This is a genomic window from Altererythrobacter chaiwopuensis (genome assembly GCF_054957735.1).
Window position 1 is genome coordinate 51,601 of the sequence record NZ_JBTXJF010000001.1, and the last position, 18,555, is coordinate 70,155.

Consider the following 18,555-nt stretch of genomic DNA (forward strand, 5'->3'; position numbering starts at 1 on the left):
CTGCAAGTCAAGCTGTGCCTATGCACAAGACGATTGCGACACTTGCAGCACTGGCCATTGCGGGGGCCGCCGCGGCAAATGGCGGGGGGGAACGGCCCGCCAACCGCTTTGCTGCAGAGCTGCTCGACAGCCATAATTCAGAGCGCGTGCAGTTTGGCGTGCCGCCGCTCGCCTGGAACCCGAAGCTGGCGCGCGAGGCGCAACAATGGGCGCAAGTTCTCGCCAGCGAAGGCCGCATGCGCCATGCCCCCAATGACGAGCGCGGCGGAGCGGGCGAGAACTTGTGGATGGGCAGCGCGGGCGCCTATCCCGCGCGCTTCATGGTTGAGGCATTCATCGAGGAAAAGCGTGCATTCCGTCCCGGCACATTCCCCAACATCGCCACCACCGGGAACTGGCGCGATGTCGGGCATTACACGCAGGTTGTGTGGCCCGGCACGCGCGAAGTCGGCTGCGCAGTGGCCCGCAATGAGCGCGACGATTTCCTGGTCTGCCGGTATTGGCCCGCAGGCAATACCCACGGGGTTGAAATCAGGCGCCTCGCCGCGCGCTGATCAGGCGCCAAACTGGTCCGCCACCAGCTTTGCGAAGGCATCGGCGCGGTGGCTGATACGATGTTTCTCATCCGGGTCGATCTCGGCGAAGGAATCTTCGCGGCCCTGCGGCACGAACACCGGATCATAGCCGAATCCCAGAGTGCCGCGCGGCGGCCAGGTCAGCGTACCCGCACACTGCCCTTCGTAAACCGCTTGCTCGCCATCGGGCCAGGCGATTGCCAGCACACAGTGGAACGCGGCGCTACGATCAACATCGGGGCCAAGCTGCTGCAGCATGCCCTCGACCTTGCCCATGGCCATGTACCAGTCGCGGCCGGGATCGCCTTCGAACCATTGCCGCTCCGCCCAGTCGGCGGTGTAGACGCCGGGGCGCCCGCCCAGCGCATCGACCGACAGTCCGCTGTCATCCGCCAAGGCTGCTAGCCCCGATGCCTCGGCCGCCGCACGCGCCTTGATCAGCGCGTTCTGTGCGAAACTCGCCCCCGTCTCCGCGGGTTCGGCCAGACCGAGCGAGCCCGCCGAAATGCATTTGAGCCCATAGGGCGCCAGCAGGGCGGAAATCTCGCGCAGCTTGCCCTCATTATGGGTGGCGATCACCAGCGAGCCGCCGCCCAGCCTGCGGGTCATTTCACCGCGCCCATCTGTTCAGTGAATATCCGGTCGCAGCCCATCCGCGCGAGGCGCAGCAAGCGCAGCAGGCCTTCCTCGTCATAGGTCGCACCTTCTGCCGTTGCCTGCACTTCGGCAATCTGCCCGCCGGTAATCAGCACGAAATTGGCGTCCGCGTCGGCGGAAGAATCCTCGATATAGTCAAGGTCAAGCACGGGCGTGCCGTTATAGATACCGCAGCTGATTGCCGCGACCTGGCCGGTGATCGGATCCTGCTTTAGATCACCCGATGCCATCAGCCCATTCACTGCCATGCGCAGCGCGATCCATGCGCCCGAAATGGAGGCGGTGCGCGTACCGCCGTCAGCCTGGATAACATCGCAATCGAGCGTGATCTGACGCTCGCCGAGCTTCTTGAGGTCAACCACGGCGCGCAAGCTGCGCCCGATCAGGCGCTGAATTTCCTGCGTGCGGCCTGATTGCTTGCCCTTGGCCGCCTCGCGCTGGCCGCGGGTATGGGTGGCGCGCGGTAGCATGGAATATTCACCTGTTACCCAGCCTTCGCCCTTGCCGCGCAGCCATGGCGGAACGTTGCGTTCGACACTGGCGGTGCACAGCACCCGCGTATCGCCAAAGCTGATCAGGCACGAGCCTTCAGCATGCTTGGTGAAGCCGGTTTCGATGGTGATAGCGCGCATCTCGTCGGGTGCGCGGCCGGATGGTCTCATGGTAATTCCTTTGGTGAGTCGTTCGCACCGCGTTACGCGGTGTGGGCAGCGGGCTGCAAGGCTTGAGGCTGTGGATCGAACCGCTAGAAGGGTAGAATGTCTTCACCATCCATTTCCGAACTGACCGAACGGGCGCGCGAGATTTTTCGCGTGGTGGTGGAAGGCTATCTTGAAAGCGGGCAGCCGGTTGGTTCGAAAACCCTGGCAAGCGAGGGCATGCTGAACCTGTCACCGGCCTCGATCCGCGCGGTGCTGGCAGATCTCGAGACTGCGGGCCTGCTTGCGGCTCCGCATACCAGCGCCGGGCGGATGCCGACCGAAAGCGGCCTCAGGCTTTTCGTCGATGGCATTATGCGCGTGGCCGAGCCGACCCCTGAAGAGCGCGCGGCTATCGAAGGGCGATTGTCAGAGGGCGGCCCGATCGAACAGGCGCTTGAGCAGACCAGCGCAATGCTGAGCGATCTTTCCGGTGCCGCAGGCATGGTGATGGTGCCCACGCGCGAACAGCGCCTGGCGCAGTTCAGCCTGGTCAATCTGGGGCAAGGAAGGGCGCTTGCAGTATTGGTGAGCGAAGATGGCTCGATCGAAAATCGCGTGCTTGAATTGGGTGGGGCGCTAACCCCCGGAACGCTAGAGCAGGCAAGCAATTACATTACCGCGCGGCTTGCGGGGCGCACGCTGGCAGAAGCTGCGCGGGCGATTTCGCGCGAGATTGCCGCAGGCAGAACGCAACTCGATGACGCCAGCCGCGAGCTGGTTGAACGCGGATTGGCGATCTGGAGCAAGGATGCCTCGCAACGCCCGGTGCTTATCGTGCGCGGCCAGGCCAACCTTCTGGACGAGGCTGCGCTCGGTGATATCGAGCGCGTCCGCAGCCTGATCGAGGATCTTGAAAGCAAACAATCGGTCGCCGAATTGCTGGAAACCGCGCGTGAGGCCGAGGCAACACGGATTTTCATCGGCAGCGAGAATCGCTTGTTCGCACTTTCGGGATCGTCAGTGATCGCCTCACCCTATCGCGATCGCGAGGGCAGAGTGGTGGGTGTGCTGGGGGTGATCGGGCCGACGCGGTTGAATTACGCGCGCGTGATCCCCATGGTGGATTTGACCGCCCGCTCATTGGGCAAGCTTATCGGATAGCTTTGGAACATTACGACATGATCGATAACGATAAATCGCAGGACGATGCGGTAGAGAAAGAATTGGCAGGCGTACCCGAGGAGTTCCTCGACAAGTCGGATGCTGAAACCGCCCAGGAAGAAACCAGCAGCCTCGACAAGGCGCTCGATCGCCTGCGCGAGGATCTGGAGGTGGCCAAGCAGGAAGTGCTCTACGCGAAGGCAGAGACGCAGAATGTCCGGCGCCGGATGGAAAAGGATATCCAGGACGCACGCGCCTATGCGGCGACCGGTTTTGCCCGCGACGTGCTGAGCGTTTCAGACAATCTCGAGCGAGCGATAGCAGCGATCCCGCAATCCCTGCGCGAAGATGACAAGATGAAGGCGCTGGTCACCGGGATCGAGGCAACCCAGCGCGAACTGGCCAAGGTGTTCGGCCAGCACGGCATCACCCGGATTGCTTCGGTCGGGCTGCCGCTTGATCCCAACCAGCATCAGGCGATGATGGAGATCCCCACTGATGAGCACGAAGCCGGAACTATCGTGCAGGAAATGCAATCGGGATTTATGATCAAGGACAGGCTGCTGCGCCCCGCCATGGTGGGCGTGGCGAAAAAGCCCTGAAGGGTGCCATGCCGCTGAACGGCAATCTGTTGGGCGAACGCCAGACGTTCGTGACCCATCTGGAATGTTCCTACACTGGCCAGCGATATGATGCGGACCGGCTGCACGGGCTTTCCGCAGCCGGGCGTCCGCTGCTGGTGCGCTATGACCTTGAAGCTGCGGGCAAGGCTTTGCCGCGTGACCGGCTTTGCGCAAGGCCCATCGATCTGTGGCGCTGGCGCGAGTTGCTGCCAGTCCGCCATACCGCCAGTATCGTCAGCCTGGGCGAAATCGAAACGCCACTGATCGCGATCCCGCAATCGGGCGGTGCCAACGTGCTGGTCAAGGATGAGGGGCGCCTCCCCACCGGGAGCTTCAAGGCGCGCGGGCTGGTGATGGCAGTGGCAATGGCAAAGGAACTGGGCGTGACCCGTATTGCCATGCCCACCAACGGCAATGCCGGCGCGGCGCTGGCGGCCTATGCCACGCGCGCGGGCATTGAAACGGTGGTGTTCTGCCCTTCGGACACGCCGGATGTGAATGTGTGCGAGATCGCCGCGCAAGGCGCGCGGGTATATCGCGTCAACGGACTTATCGATGAGTGCGGCGCGATTGTAGGCAAAGGCGCAAGCGAAGGGCTGTGGTTCGATTTCTCGACCCTGAAAGAACCCTATCGGATAGAAGGCAAGAAAACGATGGGGCTGGAGCTGGCGGCGCAGCTGGGCTGGCGCCTGCCCAAGGCGATTTTCTATCCCACCGGTGGCGGAACCGGCCTGATCGGCATGTGGAAAGCGTTCGATGAACTCGAACAATTGGGCTGGATCGGGCCTGACCGCCCCAAGATGTTTGCCGTGCAGGCGAGTGGATGCGCGCCTATCGTAAAGGCGTTTGAAGCGGGTGAGGAACATGCCGAACGGTGGGAAAATGCGCATACTGTGGCGGCGGGCATTCGTGTGCCCAAGGCGGTAGGCGACTTTCTGATCCTGCGCGCGGTGCACGAAAGTGGCGGCAAGGCCGTTGCGGTGGACGAGGATGCCATCATCGCGGCCACGGCTGACAGCGCGGCGCGCGATGGCTTGCTGCTGTGCCCGGAAGGCGGAGCCACACTTGCGGCCTATCGCAAGGCACTGAGCGAGGGATGGGTTGAAACCGGCGACGAGGTGGTTCTGTTCAATTGCGCCACCGGCCTCAAATATCCAATCGAGGATAAGTCGACCTTGCTCGACAAGGACGCCTTGCCCGATCTTGCAACACTGTAGCGCCAGACGATTTCACCTGGTTCAAGATCACTTTAATCGGCATGCGAAACGGGCTGCACCATTACGGCGCAGCCCGGTCACGGTCAGATCAATTGCGCCGCATTCTCGTCGCGGTGTTTCTTGAGATATTTCATGAACGGCGTGCCGCCGGTGCCGACATCGGGGTCGTTTCCGGCGTTCGAGCCCATCTGCTTGTTGATGTAGCTCGCCGCATATTCAAGGTGGCGCGTGCGGAAGCGCGCCGACTGCTCGAGGCAGGCGTTGAAGGCGTCCTTGAGCGATGATGAGCCAGAGGTGCTCACGAAATCCCGCAATGTCGATTGCGCGGCCAGATCCTCGATGAAGCGTCGGTGCGGAAGCGGGCGATAATGGTGCAATTCGTCAAGGAAGGATTTCAGCGGGTCGTCGCTGTGGCCTACCTGGAACAGCGCATCCATCGCCGGCACGATGCTTGACTGGCTGCCGGTTTGCCCGCGCAGGGCCTGCGGCTTGCCGCCATATTTCTCGACACCTTCATAGATCAGCCCGCCATCCGTAAGCGCCGGATTATTGGCCCAGCCGTGGATATAGGGACGCACACGATTGAAATAGATATAGGGATCGCAGCGTTCGCCCATACGCGCGAAATGGCCGTAGATCCGCTCCCACGCGGCGTCCATTTCGGCCAGTAGGCGTTCCGCTTCGGCTTCATCGCCTTGCCGGGCAAGGCTCACCAGCCGGGCCCCATTGTCGAGCAGCACGCCTGCTTCCGCTTCGATCGCGACATGGATCATCACGAACCAGTTCTCGTCATCCCCGCCAAGGAAGTTCTGGAACATGTAGATATTGTCGAGCGCGATAGGGCCGGATTTGTCGAGCCGTGCCCAGTTGTCGAGCACATAGGCGGAATAGGGCAGCAGCGGCGCCTGCCCGAGGCGGTCGGCAATCGCAACGATCGGGCGGGCAAGATTGGCGGGGAGACATTCGGGCGGTGTCGCTTCGCCCCAGGCATAGGCTTGCACGAGAAACGAATAATGCACCATCGCGGTGCGGATTTCTGGTTCGGGGGCTTCCACCGCCCATTCTTCCAGCTGCGGATCGGCAAGCTGGCCCAGCCAGTGGCGCACGCGCCCGCTTGATAGCAATGCCGACAGATTGGCCGAAGCCTGCTTCACGTCATCGAATTGCGAGGGCAGCTTGATCTCGTCGATTTCGTAATGCGAAAGGAAGCCGCGCTCGCGGCTCAAACCGTAGTCCTTGATCTCCATGTGAGTGACTCATTGGCCAGGCGCGGGTTGGGCCGCCTGGACAGTCGAACTGGTATCAATTGAAACTGGATCACTCAAGCGCTGCGAGTGGAAAAACGCCGAAGCGTCAATTCATAGCTTGAGCACCATCTGCAAATTGCAGCGATCGTATGGCGAGGGCCAGGCCTCCTCGCTGGTAAGCGCGCGAAAGCCGCTCTTTTCGTAAAGCGCGGTTGCCGCCTCCAGCTTGGCATTGGTTTCAAGCCAGATCGCGTCTGCGCCATTCTCGCGTGCAAAATCGAACAAACGGGTAAGGATGGCCGCGCCGATACCGCGCCCCTGCATCGCTGGTTCGGTCGCCATCTTGATGATTTCCATCCATTTCCGGCCGTCATCGGGAGGGTGCGCTGCGGGCAGGATTGCCCCAGTTCCGATCACCCAGCCATTGGCATCGGCACAGGCAATAAAACCCCCATTGTCGAGAATCGCCGCCTGCGGGTGTTCAAGCTGGCGAATGTCCTGCTCTTCAATCCCGAACAATTCCTCGATCCAGCGCCGGTTGAGCGCGGCAAAGGATGGCGCATCGCCTGGCATGAAGGGCCTTACTCGCCAGCCATTTTCGGTCATGGCATCACTCCCGGAAAGTTCACCAGCATATCATATGCCGCAGGATCACTCACGCCTGCAACTTTTACTCCCTTTCTGAGCCAGAAGGCATGCTTGATGATCTCTGCCTGCTGCTCGATCCCGTAGCGGGTCAACGGCCAACCGGGCTTGAGGCAGTAATCATAGCGCGCCCATGGCATACGGTTGAGGATCAGGTGCCAACGGCCGCGGCTCTGCGCCTGCCAGACATGAGTCATTTCATGGATAAAAAAGCCCTGCCGATGCACACCGGCGGCGGCAAAATCGTCACAATAGGCCCCGCTCAACGGATGGAAATGCAGGTGGCCGCGGGGCGCCATAGTGATGCGCTGCGGCTGCAGGGGAAACCATTTGCGGCGCCGGATGCGGACGGCACCATAATCAATAGCGGTTCCGAATATGGAACGTGCCAGCTCTGTCTCGCCGGGGGTGAGGGGGCGTTCGCCGCCTGCCGGGCAGCTAAATTCGCCCTCGCTCAACCCGTTTCCGGCGACACTTTGCTTCAGCGTTCATCCCCAGCTGCCCGCACAGGCGCTTCAAAGGAGTATTTGTCGCCGCCCGAAACGGTCAGTGTTACTTCCAGGGTTCCGCCCGGCTCAACCGTATCGGGAAGGCCAAAAACCATCACGTGATAACCGCCTGGCTCGAACGCCACTTTGGTGCCCTTGGTCAAGGCAATCGGCATGGCCTCGCCCATCTGCTTTTGCCCCTGCCACTCACTGTAATTATGCAGTTGTGCGCTTTCGGCTCCCGCCACATCGGCGCGCCGGATCGAAAGGCCGCGGTCACCCTCATAGCTGAGGTCGAAATAGACTGCCGCCGGATTACCTGCCACCGGCGGGAGCACCACCCGGGCGTTTTCAACCGTCAAGCCAGGTATTCCCGCAGGCGCGGATTCCGTTGCCGGCTCAGGCTCGCTGCCGCATGCGGCAAGGGCAAGGCTGGCCGCAAACAGGCTTGCAGCGGCGATGCGGGTAATTTTCATGACTGGTTTCTCCCCTTGATACAGGTTGAAAAACTAGTGCGTCCATTCCCTTGTGCCAAGCGAAACCGCACCTATATCACCCGCATAACACACCGGACGGACTGAGCCGCCGAGCTGCTTTGCCTGAATTGGAAAGCACATTGCGTGGTGTCCAAGAACTGAATGGATGGGAAAATAATGGCGAAAGTTATCGGTATCGACCTCGGCACCACCAACTCCTGCGTGTCGGTGATGGACGGGGGCAAACCCAAGGTTATCGAGAATTCCGAAGGCGCGCGCACAACGCCTTCGATCGTGGCATTCACCAAGGATGGTGAGCGCCTGATCGGTCAGCCGGCCAAGCGCCAGGCAGTGACCAACCCCGACAATACCGTTTTCGCGGTGAAGCGCCTGATCGGTCGCCGGTTCGAAGATCCGATGACCAAGAAGGACATGGAACTGGTCCCCTACAACATCGTCAAGGGCAAGAACGGCGATGCCTGGGTCAATGCCGGGGGTGAGGATTATTCGCCTTCGCAAATTTCGGCGTTCATCCTGCAAAAGATGAAAGAAACCGCCGAGAGCTATCTTGGCGAAACCGTGACACAGGCGGTGATCACCGTTCCGGCCTACTTCAACGACGCTCAGCGTCAGGCGACCAAGGATGCCGGCCAGATCGCGGGCCTTGAAGTGCTGCGCATAATCAACGAGCCCACTGCGGCGGCGCTCGCCTATGGCATGGACAAGGACGAGGGCAAGACCATCGCTGTCTATGACCTCGGCGGCGGCACTTTCGACGTGTCGATCCTCGAGATCGGTGACGGCGTGTTCGAAGTGAAGTCAACCAATGGCGACACCTTCCTGGGCGGTGAGGATTTCGACAGTGCGATCGTCGAATATCTGGCCGAGCAGTTCAAGCAGAAGGAAAACATGGACCTGCGCAAGGACAAGCTTGCGCTGCAGCGGCTCAAGGAGGCCGCTGAAAAGGCCAAGATCGAGCTTTCCAGCTCGCAGCAGACCGAAGTCAATCTGCCGTTCATCACTGCGCGGATGGAAGACGGTTCGTCGACCCCGCTGCACCTGGTAGAAACCATCACCCGCTCTAAGCTTGAACAGCTGGTCGGCAACCTCATCAAGCGCACGCTTGATCCCTGCAAGAAGGCGCTCGCCGATGCCGGGATCGACAAGGGTAGCGTTGACGAGGTGATCCTGGTCGGCGGCATGACGCGCATGCCCAAGGTGCGCGAAGTGGTCGAGGAATTCTTCGGGAAGAAGCCGCATACCGGCGTTAACCCCGATGAAGTTGTGGCCATGGGTGCAGCCATTCAGGCCGGCGTGTTGCAGGGCGACGTGAAGGACGTGCTGCTGCTCGATGTTACCCCGCTTTCGCTGGGCATCGAAACGCTGGGCGGCGTATTCACCCGCATGATTGACCGCAACACCACCATCCCGACCAAGAAGACGCAGGTATACTCGACCGCTGAAGACAATCAGCAGGCGGTGACCATCCGCGTGTTCCAGGGTGAACGTGAAATGGCGGCGGACAACAAGCTGCTCGGCCAGTTCGACCTCGTCGGCATCCCTTCGGCCCCGCGCGGCGTGCCGCAGATCGAAGTTACCTTTGACATCGACGCCAATGGCATCGTCAATGTCAGCGCCAAGGATAAGGGAACCGGCAAGGAACAGCAGATCAAGATCCAGGCCTCTGGCGGCCTGTCCGATTCCGACATCGACCAGATGGTGCGGGACGCCGAAAAGTTCGCCGAAGAGGACAAGAAACGCCGGGAATCTGCCGAAGCGCGCAACCAGGCAGACAGCCTGGTCCACGCGACCGCGAAGCAGCTTGAAGAGCATGGCGACAAGGTTGACGCGGATACGAAGTCGGCGGTGGAGGCGGCTTTGGCCGAAGCGAAGACTGCGCTGGAAGGCGATGATGTCGATGCCATCAATGCCAAGGCGCAGGCGCTGACTGAAGTAGCCATGAAGATGGGCCAGCAGATCTACGAGAAGCAGCAGGCGGCAGGCGCTGATGCCAGCGCTGAGGCGGCTTCTGAATCCGGCGGGGATGAAGAGGTGGTCGACGCCGAATTCTCCGAGGTCGACGAAGACAACAACAAGGGCTGATGTCCTGATGGATCAAGCAATCGCCGCCGGCGCTCAACGCTCCGGTGGCGATTAGCTTTCAGGGCGGGAACAGTTAATGCCTTCTACAGACATCGATTATTACGAATTGCTCGAGGTTTCGCGTGATGCCGATGGCGGCACGCTGAAGAGCGCCTATCGCAAGCTGGCGATGAAATATCATCCTGATCGCAATCCGGGCGATACCGAATGCGAAGCCAGGTTCAAGGCGATCAACGAGGCTTATGACTGCCTCAAGGATCCGCAAAAGCGCGCGGCCTATGACCGCTTCGGACACGCCGCCTTCCAGAATGGCATGGGCGGCGGCGGTGGCCACGGTGGGCGCAGCGACTTCGGCGATATCGGCGACATTTTCGAAACAATTTTCGGCAGTGCATTCGGAGGTGGGGGCGGCGGCCGCGCACAGCCGCGGCGCGGTGCTGATTTGCGCTATGACCTTGAAGTTTCGCTTGATGAAGCTTTTCACGGCAAAACCGTGGAACTTGAAATAGAAGTCTCGCAAGGCTGCGAGACGTGCTCAGGTTCAGGGGCAACGCCGGGCACGGGTGAGCGTGAATGCCGCATGTGCGACGGACATGGCAAAGTGCGTGCCAAACAGGGTTTCTTCGTGGTCGAGCGGCCATGCCCCACTTGCCACGGGCGCGGCGCAGTGATCGAGAATCCATGCCAGGATTGCCGCGGCGAGGGCGTGGTGGACAAGCCGCGCGCGCTGGAAGTGGAAGTACCGCCCGGCGTGGACACCGGCACCCGCATCCGCCTGTCAGGCAAGGGCGAGGCTGGGCCACGCGGCGCACCTGCGGGCGATCTCTACATCTTCGTGCATGTCAAACCACACGCTGTATTCCAGCGCGAAGGCACCACGCTGGCCACCCGCCTTCCGATCAGCTTCACCACTGCCGCGCTTGGCGGCACGGTGGATATTCCCGATCTTGGCGGTGAGACGAACGCGGTCGAAATCCCCGCTGGTATCCAGTCAGGCAAGCAATTGCGCGTGCGCGGAGCGGGAATGCCGGTATTGCAGGGTCGCGGTCGGGGTGATCTGGTGGTCGAGATTGCGGTGGAAACGCCCACCAGGCTCTCGAAGCGGCAAAAAGAGCTGCTGCAGGAATTTCGCGAAACCGAAACCGGCGATGAATGCCCGGAAAGCAAGGGCTTCCTTGATCGGCTGAGAGACGCATTCGGAGGCTGATTGCGTGGGCGGATCGCCTATGGCAACCGCTCAGCAATCTCTGCCCGCAGGCCTTCAAGCAGTCCGCGCGCGCAGCGTCCGGCGGCCAATTCCTCATCGATGATGGCATCAAACGCCTCGCGCTTGAACTTCTTGCACCTGGCATGATCGATATCTTCTTCAAGCGTTGAACAGACCAGGTCGATCATCCGTTCGGCACCGTGCAACCGACCCCAGATATAGTCATTCTCGCGATAGGTGCGGCTGAAGAAAGCACCGAAACTGTAAAATTCTATCCCGCGCAAGGTTGCACGCGCACCGCCTTCGCGAATGGAGGGAGCGTCATCAGGTGAAATCCGGTCTACCTTTACCGGGTCATATTCAGTAAGTCCCTCATGCCGTAGCAGGGGGAGCGTGGCTACGTCGTAATACGGAAAGCCAAGATATGCGAGCAGAACACGGCGTTTGAGCTCCTTGGGCATTTGTGCGAGCGCACCGGCAAAGCGTTCCTCGGCCAGATCGTCCACCTCGGGAAGCAGGCGAACCTGCGCGAGATGTTCGAGCACGGCCTGCGGATCCTCGAACACCCGGGATGCAACTTCGCTGAAACCCTCTCCCAATGCCGCCAACGTGTCACGCTCGAAATAAAGGCTCAGGATGCCGTATATCTCGTTGCGTGCGAGGTCGAGCGCATCGTCGGAAACCTCCGGATCGCGTTCCCAATCGCGCGCCAACCGCCGCGCAAGCAGGCGCAATCGCCGGATACGAAATCCGATGTCATGCGCGCGAAAAAAGGCGATGGCCTGGGCGCTTGCGCCGCCCTTCTTCGGATCAGACAATTCGTCCAACCCTTGCTTTTCAAGCTGCGCGCGCAGGATCGCGGCGATTGGATCGGGATCGGGCAAATCGAGTTGGGGAGCAGCCTGATGGATAAGCTGTGCGAGTCGATCGATAATGCCGGTGAATTTGACCTGCACGTAAGCCTGAAAAGCATATCCGGCATTTTCTGCAGCCGCCTGTTGGGCCTTGGCGCGCCAGCCTTTCAACCGCTTGGTTGTCGGGTAGTCGAGCAGGAAAGTTAGCCCGAAAAGCTTTTCAACCGCGCGCTCGACATCGGGCCGCAAGCCTAACAATATCTGCTGCAACCGCGCCGCATCGCGTGATTGCCGCTCAAGTTGTTCAAGATTATCGCGGATTGGCTGTTCCCGTGGCAAGGCCGAAATCGAACCCAATATGGCCGAGAAGAATCCGACCGCTTTTTGGTCCTCGTCCTTCATTGTTGCGATCCGGTCCGGTCGCGGATCGATATAGACGAAGCGGCGATCAACCTCGCGGTGGCCGGGGCGGCCCTGCAATGCCTCGATTGCGCCTTCAAACGGCGCGTTGATCAGTACCGAACCGTCGATCAACGCCACCCGCTCGGTGATTCCGCGCTGCACGTGCACGGGCATGATCCGGTGGAGGAAGTCTTCGCGCGTTGCCCATTCATGTTTGCGCTTTGCTGCAATCCGGTCAATTTCGGCGAGTTCAAGCGCGGGAAAGGCACCGGGGAAGCTTGCGGTTGCTCGGGCAGCAAAGGTCAGCTCAAGCGTATCGGCCAGCTTGCCATTTGCCTTGCCCGGCGTCAGCCCGCGGAATTGGATCGGCAGGCGGTGTTCGCTTTCCTCAACTACCGGCGGACTGTTGAGCCGCAGCATTTCGATATGCCCGCGGAAATCGGTTGCGGTCACAAACAGGTCAAGCGGATGATTAGGCGGGAGTAATGGCGGACCTGCTGGCGCCTTGCGCATGGCTTCCAGTGCGTCGAACAGCAGGCAAGAGAAATTGTCGCCCGAAAACGGAGGTTCGAACCAGCGCCCACGGATAAAACGCGAGACTTTGCGCCGCACTTCGCTGCGGGTTTCAGGCGCGACGCTTTCCGACACGACATTGCCAGGCCGGGAAATCAGCCACCAGGCGATCGGCTGTGCCCAGAATTTGGCAAAGCGCCACATCGGGCGCGCATCGGGATCAAGCAGCCGGTCGACATCGGCGTTTTCGAGCCATAGTTCTGTCAGGGGCTCGAGCGAATGCCCCGCGTAAACAGCCTGAGACAGGAACACCGCGTTGATCCCGCCGGCACTGGCACCGGACAGGATATCAGGCAGCACTCGCAGCCGCATCCCACGCTCCTGCTCGATGTGGGCCAGAAGGTCATGATAGACCTTTGCCACTCCATCCAACGGCACATCCCCGGAATGGTAGGCGCAGCTTGCCCGGGCAAGGTGCCAAAGCTCCTTGGTGACGCCATGCATGTAGACCGCCAGGCTCACGCCACCATAGCAGACCAGGGCAATTCGAAGTTCCTTCTGGTGCATTAGGGGATAGTGGCGTGCTGCCAGCATCTTGGCAATTGCGTTCCTATAATGTTCTGTTTATCAATCCGGCATGGCCAAGACTAAAAAGCGCTATATCTGCCAGGCATGCGGCAGTGTTGCTCACCGCTGGCAAGGGCAATGTCCTGACTGCGCCGAGTGGAACACTCTGACAGAAGATGCCCCGGCAACGGTATTTTCGCAGAAGCACGATCTTTCGCGCGGTGGCCGCGCGGTGGAATTTGTGGAGCTCAACTCACCGGCAGAGCTGCCTGTTCGGCGCAGCACCGGCCTCAAGGAATTTGACCGGGCATTGGGCGGGGGGCTGGTGCCCGGCTCGGCCGTGCTGATGGGCGGCGATCCAGGGATCGGCAAGTCAACCCTGCTGCTGCAAACTGCAGCAACTATCGCGCGCACCGGGCAGAGCGTTATCTATGTCAGCGGTGAGGAAGCCGCAGGCCAGGTGCGGATGCGCGCCGCAAGGCTTGGCCTTGCCGATGCGCCGATCCAGCTCGCCTCGGAAACTTCGGTGCGCGACATCTTGACCACACTGGGCCGGATGGCACCGCCTTCATTACTGGTGATCGATTCGATCCAGACCATGTATTCTGACACGATCGAAGGCGCGCCCGGAACGGTCAGTCAGGTTCGTGGCTGCGCCTTCGAACTGATCCGTTACGCGAAGGAACATGGCGTAGCGCTGGTGTTGGTAGGCCATGTCACCAAGGACGGCAGTATCGCCGGGCCGCGCGTGCTAGAGCACATGGTGGACGTGGTGATGAGCTTTGAGGGAGAGCGCAGTCATCAATATCGCATCCTGCGCGCGCTCAAGAACCGCTTTGGCGCGGTCGACGAAATTGGCGTTTTTTCGATGGTCAGCGAAGGGCTGGAGGAAGTCAGCAATCCATCCATGCTGTTCCTTTCTGGGCGTGATCAGCCATTGGCGGGCAGCGCGGTATTCCCTGCGCTGGAGGGCACACGCCCGGTATTGGTTGAAATCCAGGCGTTGATTGTGCGCTTGCAATCAGGCGCAACCCCGCGGCGAGCGGTGGTGGGCTGGGACAGCAGCAGGCTGGCGATGTTGCTCGCGGTGCTGGAATCGCGCTGCGGGCTCAATTTCAGTTCGGCCGAGGTTTACCTGAACATTGCCGGGGGATATCGCCTGTCCGATCCGGCCGCCGACCTTGCGGTGGCCGCTGCGCTGGTATCGGCGCTGGCAAACAAGCCCTTGCCAGATCGCTCTGTATTCTTCGGCGAGCTGTCGCTGGCCGGTGAGATTCGCCCGGTTGCGCATTCCTCTCTGCGCCAGCGCGAAGCCGAAAAGCTCGGCTTTACCTCGGCATTCGGTCCATCCGGCGCAGAAAACGGACCATCGGGGATTAACTATCGTGGTTTAGGACAAGTTGCGAACCTCGTTGACCGGGTGATGGCAAAGACATAATCCTCCCAACCCATGAACGGGTTTGACCTTATCGTATTCGCGATCGTCGGCATTGCCGCGATCGGCGGCTTCATGCGCGGGCTGGTGCAGGAAGTCCTGTCACTGGCAGCCTGGGTGCTGGCCGCCTTTGCGATTCATCAGCTGCATACGCCGCTGACCAACCAGTTACTTGAATTTTTTGATTCGGAAACGACCACCGCCCTTCTGGCATTCGCATTGTTGCTGCTGATTCCCTATGCGGCGATGAAGCTGATCGCAAACAACGTGGGCCAGGCATCGCGCAATTCGATCATGGGGCCAATCGATCGCGTCCTCGGTTTCGGCTTCGGTATGCTGAAGGGCGGGCTGATCGTGGTGTTCGCCTTCTCGCTGCTGGTGCTGGGCTACGATACCGCGTGGGGATACAAGGGCCGCCCGGTCTGGATCACTACCGCGCGCACCTATCACGTGATCGATGCGAGCTCACGCGAGCTGGTAGAAATGATCGCCGAACGCCGCGCGCGGTTGCTGGCTGAAGCGAAAGTTGCGGGATGAGCGCCGCCAGCGCAGGCAAACTATACACTCCCGAACTCCTGTCACTCGCAACCGAGCTGGCGAACTATCCGCTCTCGGGTGTGTTTTCGCACAGCGGTGAGGCACGCTCGAAAACCTGTGGCAGCAGCATCAGGATCGCTCTCGAAACCGATGACCGGGGCGGGATTTCCCGTTTGGGAATGGCGGTTACCGCCTGCGCGGTGGGTCAGGGTTCCGCAGCGATTTTTGCAGCGAATGCGTGCGGTCGCAACGCGTCGGAACTCGCAACAACCTTGCGCGCGCTCGAAAACTGGCTGGACTCAGCTGACGCACCAATGCCCGATTGGCCAGGTTTCGCTGCCCTGCGTACCGCGCGCCACTATCCGGCGCGGCACGGTGCCCTGCTATTGCCGTGGAGGGCCGCAGCAGAGGCGCTTTGCAAGGCGGGTGGCAACGGCTAGAGCCACGACCTTGTGGCAACGGGGAGAGCGCAAAAACCATGTCAAAGACTGTACAGCCGGCCATCCGGGAGCCCAGCGAGAAAGAGATAAGGCTGGTTATCGGGGCAAGTTCGGCAGGCACCGTTTTCGAATGGTATGATTTCTTCATCTACGGCACGCTTTTCGCGCTGATCGGAAAGGCCTTCTTCCCCAGCGACAACGAGACCCTGCAGGTTCTGCTGGTGTGGGCCGGTTTCGCGATCGGCTTCGGTTTCCGCCCGCTGGGCGCGATCATGTTCGGTTTTCTGGGTGACCGGCTGGGGCGCAAGTATACCTTCCTGGTGACGGTTACACTGATGGGTATTGCCACTGCGGGGGTCGGCCTGGTGCCAAGCGCGGAAAGTATCGGGCTGTGGGCTCCGGCAATTGTGATCGTGCTGCGAATTCTTCAGGGACTGGCGCTGGGCGGCGAATATGGCGGCGCGGCGATCTATGTTGCGGAGCACGCTCCACCGGAAAAGCGGGGCTTCTACACCAGCTTCATCCAGGCATCGGTGGTGGGCGGGTTCGTCCTGTCGATCATTGTCGTGCTTGCCTGCCGCTTCCTGATCCCGGAACAGGAGTTCAACGATTGGGGCTGGCGCGTGCCGTTCCTGCTGTCGATCGTTCTGCTCGGCATATCGCTGTGGATGCGGCTCAAGCTGTCCGAAAGCCCGGTGTTCCAGGCGATGAAGGCAGAGGGCCAGATTGCCGGTAATCCGTTTGTCGAAAGCTTCACCTATCCCGGCAACAAGAAGCGCATCTTCGTGGCCCTGTTCGGCGTCACGGGTATCCTCACCACGATCTGGTATTCGGCCTTCTTCTCCAGCTTGTCATTCCTTCAGCGCGACATGCGGCTGGATGAGCTGACCGTTGAGCTGACGTTGCTTGTCGCGGGCCTGATTGGCATGACCTTCTATATTTTCGTCGGCAGGTGGTCAGACCGGGTGGGCCGCAAGAAACCGATCATGATCGGTGCGGCCCTGACCCTGCTGCTGATCTTTCCCAGCTTCTGGGCGATGGGCAGCCTGGCCAACCCAGGCTTGGCCGAAGCCTCCGAACGCAGCCCGGTGGTGGTAAGCGGTCCGCAATGTTCAACCGATCCCTTTGCCGAGCTGTTCGACCGCGAGCAGAGCGATTGCGGCAAGCTGCTTGGCACGCTTATTTCGAGCGGGGTGAGTTATCAGCTTCAGCCCGACGATGCGCTCGCGCTCTCGATCGGCGGCGCCCCTGTCGCAATCGATCCGGCCTGGTTCGATGACGGCAAGCTGCGGAGCGAGGCAGTTCAAGCCCGGCTGACCCAGGCGGGCTTCGACTTCTCGCGTCAGACGCCGCCGTTCATCAATATCGTCGGGATTGTTGCCATTCTGCTGGTACTCAGCGCGCTTTCGGCGCTGACCTATGGCTCGGTTGCGGCGCTGCTGTCGGAAATGTTTCCGCCGCGCATTCGCTACAGCTCGATGTCGATCCCCTATCATATCGGGGCCGGCTATCTCGGCGGCTTCCTGCCATTGATCGCGGGCGTGATCGTGGCCAGCACTGGCGATATCTATTCCGGGCTGTGGTACACTTGGGGCGTGGTTGCATTCGGTATCGTCGTGGCATGGTGGGGCCTGCCTGACGGGCCGCCGCGAGATTTCGCCGACGATGCAGGTTGATCATCCTACCCCCAGCCTGCGCCTGAGGATCGACCGGGAAGCGCTTGCTCACAACTGGCGCACGCTTGACCGGATGAGCGGCAGCGCGCGGGCGGGCGCGGCGGTGAAAGCCGATTGTTACGGGTTGGGCGTCGATGCCTGCCTGCCCACGCTGCGTGCTGCCGGGGCGGAGCTGTTTTTCGTTGCACATTGGAGTGAGGTAGGCGGGGTCGCGCATCATGTGCCGTCAGACCAGATTGCCGTGCTGCACGGTCCGCTAACAAGCGAAGACGCTGCTTATGCCCGCGCGCGCAAGGTGCTGCCGATAATCAATTCGCTGGCGCAGGCAAAGTTGTGGATCGAGAGCGGGGGCGGGCCGTGCCATCTGATGTTGGATACGGGAATCAACCGGCTCGGCATTTCGCCCCACGAAACAGGCGATCCGCTGATCGCCCAACTCGAAGTGATCGGCCTGATCTCGCACCTCGCCTGCGCCGACGAGGACAGCGCCATGAATGCGCAGCAGCTCGGCAATTTCCGCGCCCTGCTCCCCGCGATACCGCACCAATTTGCCAGCCTCGCCAACAGCGCAGGGATTGCACTGGGGCACGACTATCACTTCGACGTAACCCGCCCCGGCCTGGCGCTTTACGGCGGGGTCCCGCGGAAGGAACTGGCCGGGGAAATCCGCCAGGTCGCGACGCCGGAAGCTGCGATAATCCAGACCCGCCAGCTGTCCGCAGGCGACAAGGTGGGCTATAACGCCACCTTCACTGCTCCAGGCGAAATGCGCGTGGGTGTCGTCTCGATCGGTTATGCCGATGGTCTGCTGCGATCCTGGGGCGGGAAGGGCGCTTTCCTGCTGCGCAGCGATAAGCGCCTGCCGCTGCTGGGCAAGGTGTCGATGGATATGGTGGTGGTGGATTTGTCACAGGCCCCGGAAGTGGCAGAGGGCGACTGGGTCCAGATCCCCTATCACCTGCCTGACGCAGCGCTGATTAGCGGCCTTTCGCAATATGAATTGCTTACCGTTTTGGGGCAGCGCCTCAAATCCCCCTAACCCATGTTGCGCTGCACATTGTGCAGGTGCTAAGGCCGCAGCATCAATTCAG

The 18,555-nt window shown here is 61.0% G+C and carries 18 protein-coding genes; 11 read left to right on the plus strand and 7 right to left on the minus strand.

Features of this window, described 5'->3' with window-relative positions; all coding sequences use genetic code 11:
* The first annotated feature begins 20 nt into the window (after positions 1-20).
* Positions 21-554 carry a CAP family protein gene (locus ACX3VQ_RS00240; protein ID WP_462578960.1) on the plus strand — a complete coding sequence of 178 codons (534 nt, stop codon included), beginning with the start codon at positions 21-23 and terminating at the stop codon, positions 552-554.
* Here ACX3VQ_RS00240 and rdgB read toward each other — a convergent pair whose 3' ends face one another.
* Entirely contained in the window at positions 555-1,184 is a 630-nt protein-coding gene (gene rdgB / locus ACX3VQ_RS00245) for an RdgB/HAM1 family non-canonical purine NTP pyrophosphatase (protein WP_462578961.1), read from the minus strand.
* Positions 1,181-1,894 (minus strand): ribonuclease PH, encoded by a 714-nt coding sequence (gene rph, locus ACX3VQ_RS00250; RefSeq protein ID WP_462578962.1) that lies wholly within the window; start codon positions 1,892-1,894, stop codon positions 1,181-1,183. Before rph ends, rdgB begins: the two co-directional genes overlap by 4 nt.
* A gap of 96 nt (positions 1,895-1,990) precedes the next feature.
* Between rph and hrcA the strand changes: the two genes are divergently transcribed.
* From hrcA to ACX3VQ_RS00265, 3 genes are read left to right on the plus strand one after another with little or no spacing between them, the layout of a single operon-like run.
* Positions 1,991-3,034 (plus strand): heat-inducible transcriptional repressor HrcA, encoded by a 1,044-nt coding sequence (hrcA, locus tag ACX3VQ_RS00255; RefSeq protein ID WP_462572186.1) that lies wholly within the window; start codon positions 1,991-1,993, stop codon positions 3,032-3,034.
* Between the two features lie 17 nt (positions 3,035-3,051).
* Positions 3,052-3,636 carry a nucleotide exchange factor GrpE gene (gene grpE / locus ACX3VQ_RS00260; protein ID WP_462578963.1) on the plus strand — a complete coding sequence of 195 codons (585 nt, stop codon included), beginning with the start codon at positions 3,052-3,054 and terminating at the stop codon, positions 3,634-3,636.
* Between the two features lie 8 nt (positions 3,637-3,644).
* Positions 3,645-4,874 carry a threonine synthase gene (locus ACX3VQ_RS00265; protein ID WP_462578964.1) on the plus strand — a complete coding sequence of 410 codons (1,230 nt, stop codon included), beginning with the start codon at positions 3,645-3,647 and terminating at the stop codon, positions 4,872-4,874.
* A gap of 83 nt (positions 4,875-4,957) precedes the next feature.
* On the opposite strand, the gene ACX3VQ_RS00270 is transcribed toward ACX3VQ_RS00265, so the two are convergent.
* The 4 genes from ACX3VQ_RS00270 to ACX3VQ_RS00285 form a co-directional block, all read right to left on the minus strand.
* Positions 4,958-6,121, minus strand: a complete 1,164-nt coding sequence (locus ACX3VQ_RS00270; protein WP_462578965.1) for a PrnB family protein — start codon at positions 6,119-6,121, stop codon at positions 4,958-4,960.
* Positions 6,122-6,232: 111 nt separating this feature from the next.
* Positions 6,233-6,727 (minus strand): GNAT family N-acetyltransferase, encoded by a 495-nt coding sequence (locus ACX3VQ_RS00275; RefSeq protein ID WP_462578966.1) that lies wholly within the window; start codon positions 6,725-6,727, stop codon positions 6,233-6,235.
* Positions 6,724-7,224 (minus strand): vgr related protein, encoded by a 501-nt coding sequence (locus tag ACX3VQ_RS00280; protein ID WP_462578967.1) that lies wholly within the window; start codon positions 7,222-7,224, stop codon positions 6,724-6,726. Before ACX3VQ_RS00280 ends, ACX3VQ_RS00275 begins: the two co-directional genes overlap by 4 nt.
* A gap of 23 nt (positions 7,225-7,247) precedes the next feature.
* Positions 7,248-7,730, minus strand: a complete 483-nt coding sequence (locus ACX3VQ_RS00285; RefSeq protein WP_462578968.1) for a copper chaperone PCu(A)C — start codon at positions 7,728-7,730, stop codon at positions 7,248-7,250.
* A gap of 177 nt (positions 7,731-7,907) precedes the next feature.
* Between ACX3VQ_RS00285 and dnaK the strand changes: the two genes are divergently transcribed.
* Both dnaK and dnaJ read left to right on the plus strand, forming a co-directional pair.
* The gene (dnaK, locus tag ACX3VQ_RS00290; protein ID WP_462578969.1) at positions 7,908-9,833 is read left to right on the plus strand and encodes an Hsp70 family protein; all 1,926 of its coding nucleotides are present in this window, start codon (positions 7,908-7,910) and stop codon (positions 9,831-9,833) included.
* 76 nt (positions 9,834-9,909) lie between these two features.
* Complete coding sequence (gene dnaJ / locus ACX3VQ_RS00295; protein ID WP_462578970.1) at positions 9,910-11,040, plus strand: molecular chaperone DnaJ; 1,131 nt, start codon at positions 9,910-9,912, stop codon at positions 11,038-11,040.
* Between the two features lie 17 nt (positions 11,041-11,057).
* On the opposite strand, the gene ACX3VQ_RS00300 is transcribed toward dnaJ, so the two are convergent.
* The gene (locus tag ACX3VQ_RS00300) at positions 11,058-13,376 is read right to left on the minus strand and encodes a patatin-like protein (protein ID WP_462578971.1); all 2,319 of its coding nucleotides are present in this window, start codon (positions 13,374-13,376) and stop codon (positions 11,058-11,060) included.
* 70 nt (positions 13,377-13,446) lie between these two features.
* On the opposite strand from ACX3VQ_RS00300, the gene radA reads away from it, so the two are divergent.
* From radA to alr, 5 genes are read left to right on the plus strand one after another with little or no spacing between them, the layout of a single operon-like run.
* Positions 13,447-14,814: a DNA repair protein RadA gene (radA, locus tag ACX3VQ_RS00305; protein ID WP_462578972.1), complete on the plus strand. Its 1,368-nt coding sequence runs from the start codon at positions 13,447-13,449 to the stop codon at positions 14,812-14,814.
* Between the two features lie 12 nt (positions 14,815-14,826).
* The gene (locus tag ACX3VQ_RS00310) at positions 14,827-15,348 is read left to right on the plus strand and encodes a CvpA family protein (RefSeq protein ID WP_462578973.1); all 522 of its coding nucleotides are present in this window, start codon (positions 14,827-14,829) and stop codon (positions 15,346-15,348) included.
* On the plus strand, positions 15,345-15,788 hold the full coding sequence (locus ACX3VQ_RS00315) for an iron-sulfur cluster assembly scaffold protein (protein ID WP_462578974.1): 444 nt from the start codon (positions 15,345-15,347) through the stop codon (positions 15,786-15,788). The genes ACX3VQ_RS00310 and ACX3VQ_RS00315 overlap by 4 nt, the downstream gene beginning before the upstream one ends.
* A gap of 38 nt (positions 15,789-15,826) precedes the next feature.
* On the plus strand, positions 15,827-17,464 hold the full coding sequence (locus tag ACX3VQ_RS00320; RefSeq protein ID WP_462578976.1) for an MFS transporter: 1,638 nt from the start codon (positions 15,827-15,829) through the stop codon (positions 17,462-17,464).
* Positions 17,454-18,503, plus strand: a complete 1,050-nt coding sequence (gene alr, locus ACX3VQ_RS00325; RefSeq protein WP_462578978.1) for an alanine racemase — start codon at positions 17,454-17,456, stop codon at positions 18,501-18,503. Before ACX3VQ_RS00320 ends, alr begins: the two co-directional genes overlap by 11 nt.
* Positions 18,504-18,555 lie beyond the last annotated feature (52 nt).

Bases quoted from the DNA above. Each gene is read 5' to 3' on its own strand.
- alr (WP_462578978.1), top strand. From the start codon at position 17,454: ATGCAGGTTGATCATCCTACCCCCAGCCTGCGCCTGAGGATCGACCGG.
- ACX3VQ_RS00265 (WP_462578964.1), top strand. From the start codon at position 3,645: ATGCCGCTGAACGGCAATCTGTTGGGCGAACGCCAGACGTTCGTGACC.
- ACX3VQ_RS00270 (WP_462578965.1), bottom strand. From the start codon at position 6,121: ATGGAGATCAAGGACTACGGTTTGAGCCGCGAGCGCGGCTTCCTTTCG.
- ACX3VQ_RS00275 (WP_462578966.1), bottom strand. From the start codon at position 6,727: ATGACCGAAAATGGCTGGCGAGTAAGGCCCTTCATGCCAGGCGATGCG.
- ACX3VQ_RS00310 (WP_462578973.1), top strand. From the start codon at position 14,827: ATGAACGGGTTTGACCTTATCGTATTCGCGATCGTCGGCATTGCCGCG.
- rdgB (WP_462578961.1), bottom strand. From the start codon at position 1,184: ATGACCCGCAGGCTGGGCGGCGGCTCGCTGGTGATCGCCACCCATAAT.
- hrcA (WP_462572186.1), top strand. From the start codon at position 1,991: ATGTCTTCACCATCCATTTCCGAACTGACCGAACGGGCGCGCGAGATT.
- rph (WP_462578962.1), bottom strand. From the start codon at position 1,894: ATGAGACCATCCGGCCGCGCACCCGACGAGATGCGCGCTATCACCATC.
- radA (WP_462578972.1), top strand. From the start codon at position 13,447: ATGGCCAAGACTAAAAAGCGCTATATCTGCCAGGCATGCGGCAGTGTT.
- grpE (WP_462578963.1), top strand. From the start codon at position 3,052: ATGATCGATAACGATAAATCGCAGGACGATGCGGTAGAGAAAGAATTG.
- ACX3VQ_RS00315 (WP_462578974.1), top strand. From the start codon at position 15,345: ATGAGCGCCGCCAGCGCAGGCAAACTATACACTCCCGAACTCCTGTCA.
- dnaK (WP_462578969.1), top strand. From the start codon at position 7,908: ATGGCGAAAGTTATCGGTATCGACCTCGGCACCACCAACTCCTGCGTG.
- ACX3VQ_RS00240 (WP_462578960.1), top strand. From the start codon at position 21: ATGCACAAGACGATTGCGACACTTGCAGCACTGGCCATTGCGGGGGCC.
- ACX3VQ_RS00320 (WP_462578976.1), top strand. From the start codon at position 15,827: ATGTCAAAGACTGTACAGCCGGCCATCCGGGAGCCCAGCGAGAAAGAG.
- ACX3VQ_RS00285 (WP_462578968.1), bottom strand. From the start codon at position 7,730: ATGAAAATTACCCGCATCGCCGCTGCAAGCCTGTTTGCGGCCAGCCTT.
- dnaJ (WP_462578970.1), top strand. From the start codon at position 9,910: ATGCCTTCTACAGACATCGATTATTACGAATTGCTCGAGGTTTCGCGT.
- ACX3VQ_RS00300 (WP_462578971.1), bottom strand. From the start codon at position 13,376: ATGCACCAGAAGGAACTTCGAATTGCCCTGGTCTGCTATGGTGGCGTG.